Here is a 681-nt window from a genome sequence, read left to right on the forward strand (position 1 = left end):
AGGAGTTCCCCGAGGTCACCATCTCCAAGATCCGTTTCCTGGAGGCGGAGGGGCTCATCGAGCCGCAGCGGACCCCTTCGGGGTACCGCAAGTTCAGCCCCGGTGACCTGGAGCGGCTCGGACATGTCCTGAGAATGCAGCGGGACCACTATCTGCCGCTCAAGGTGATCCGCGAGCATCTGGACGCCATGGAGCGCGGCGAGGCACTCCCGCTGCCCGTGGTGGGGCGCCAGCGCACCGGGGACGATGTCCTGGAAGTGCAGGAGGCGCCCACCGTGGCCCGGGTCGGCCGCTCCGAGCTGCTGGCCGCCGCGGACATCGGTGAGGCCGAGCTGGAGGAGTGGGAGTCGTACGGACTCCTGGTGCCCCTGGTGGACGGGACGTACGACGCGGAGGCGGTCACCGTGGCGGCCCTCGTCGCCGAGCTGGGGCACTTCGGGATCGAGCCCCGCCATCTGCGGGTGATGAAGGCGGCCGTCGACCGGGAGGCCGGCCTGGTCGAGCAGGTGGTGGCCCCGCTCAAGCGCCACCGCAACCCGCAGACCAGAGCGCTCGCCGAGGCCCGTACGAAAGAGCTGGCGGCGCTCACCACGAAGCTGCACGCGGCCCTCCTGAAGACCGCCCTCGGAGTGCGTCTGCCCTGATCCGGGGGCAGGCCGGCGAGGGCCGGACCGGGCCCTC

At 71.5% G+C, this 681-nt stretch carries 1 protein-coding gene; it reads left to right on the forward strand.

Annotated features, from left to right (window positions below; translation table 11 throughout):
- The coding region (ftsR, locus tag CCN72_RS35150; protein ID WP_107430255.1) for a transcriptional regulator FtsR at positions 1–644 on the forward strand (644 nt) is incomplete at its 5' end.
- Positions 645–681: the final 37 nt, after the last annotated feature.

It is taken from the genome of Streptomyces murinus (genome assembly GCF_002154555.1).
Classification (GTDB): Bacteria; Actinomycetota; Actinomycetes; order Streptomycetales; family Streptomycetaceae; genus Streptomyces; species Streptomyces murinus.